Source organism: Azospirillum tabaci (genome assembly GCF_014596085.1).
GTDB classification, from domain to species: Bacteria; Pseudomonadota; Alphaproteobacteria; order Azospirillales; family Azospirillaceae; genus Azospirillum; species Azospirillum tabaci.
In genome coordinates, this window is the sequence record NZ_JACCJY010000069.1 from 1 (window position 1) to 1,786 (window position 1,786).

The 1,786-nt window shown below is 68.8% G+C and carries 1 pseudogene; it reads left to right on the forward strand.

Annotation, left to right across the window (positions count from 1 at the left end):
- A pseudogene (locus H0B54_RS29255) lies at positions 1–1,786 on the forward strand (DUF4347 domain-containing protein); the annotation flags it as partial.

Genomic DNA, 1,786 nt, shown 5'->3' on the forward strand with positions numbered 1-1,786 from the left:
TCCAGCTACGCGCTGACCTCGTCGGACGCCCACAAGTACCTGCGCGTCGTGGTGACGGCCAACGACGGCAAGGGCGGCACGCAGAGCGCCACCTCGGCCTACACGGCGATCGCCAACAGCCTGCCGGTGAACAGCGCGGTGCCGACGGTGTCGGGGACGGCGACGGTGGGCAACGCCCTGTCGACGACCAACGGCACCTGGAGCGATGCCGATGGCGACGGGCGGACCTTCACCTACCAGTGGTATCGCGCCGACGACAGCAACGGCACCAACGGCGCGTCGATCAGCGGGGCGACGGGCTCCAGCTACACGCTGGCGGCGGGTGACCTGAACAAGTACCTGCGCGTTGTGGTGACGGCCAACGACGGCAAGGGCGGCACGCAGACGGCGAGCTCGGCTTATTCGTCGCAGGTGGCGGCGGCGGGCAACGGCGCTCCGGTGAACAGCGCGGTGCCGACGGTGTCGGGGACGGCGACGGTGGGCAACGCGCTGAGCGGGGCGTCCGGGACCTGGAGCGATCCCGACGGCGACGCGCTGAGCTACAGCTACCAGTGGTACCGGGCCGACGACAGCAACGGCACCAACGCTGCCTCGATCAGCGGCGCGACCAGTTCCAGCTACACGCTGACGACGTCGGATGCCCACAAGTACCTGCGCGTGGCGGTGATCGCCAACGACGGCAACTCCAACACGACGACCGCTTACTCCGCTTACACGGCGATCGCCAACAGCCTGCCGGTGAACAGTGCGGTGCCCAGCGTGAGCGGCACGGCGACGGTGGGCAACGCGCTGACCACGACGACCGGCACCTGGAGCGACGCCGACGGCGACAACCGGAGCTTCACCTACCAGTGGTACCGGGCCGACGACAGCAACGGCACCAACGCCGCCTCGATCAGCGGGGCGACGAGCGCCAGCTACACGCTGACCAGCTCCGACGCCCACAAGTATCTGCGTGTCGTGGTGACGGCGAATGACGGCAAGGGCGGCACGCCGACGGCGACCTCGGCCTACACGGCGATCACCAACAGCGCACCGGTGAACAGCGTGGTGCCCAGCGTGAGCGGCACGGCGACGGTGGGCAACGCGCTGACCACGACGACCGGCACCTGGAGCGACGCCGACGGCGACAACCGGAGCTTCACCTACCAGTGGTACCGGGCCGACGACAGCAACGGCACCAACGCCGCCTCGATCAGCGGGGCGACGAGCGCCAGCTACACGCTGACCAGCTCCGACGCCCACAAGTATCTGCGTGTCGTGGTGACGGCGAATGACGGCAAGGGCGGCACGCCGACGGCGACCTCGGCCTACACGGCGATCACCAACAGCGCACCGGTGAACAGCGCGGTGCCGAGCGTGACGGGGACCGCGACCGTAGGCAACGCCCTGTCGACGACCAACGGCACCTGGAGCGATGCCGATGGCGACGGGCGGACCTTCACCTACCAATGGTATCGGGCTGATGACACCAACGGCACCAACGCCGCCTCGATCGCCGGGGCGACCAGCTCCAGCTACACGCTGACGGCCTCCGATGCGCACAAGTACCTGCGCGTCGTGGTGACGGCGAATGACGGCAAGGGCGGCACGCCGACGGCGACCTCGACTTACACGGAGATCACCAACAGCGTTCCGGTGAACAGCGCGGTGCCGAGCGTGACGGGGACCGCGACCGTAGGCAACGCCCTGTCGACGACCAACGGCACCTGGAGCGATGCCGATGGCGACGGGCGGACCTTCACCTACCAATGGTACCGGGCCGACGACAGCAACGGCACCAACG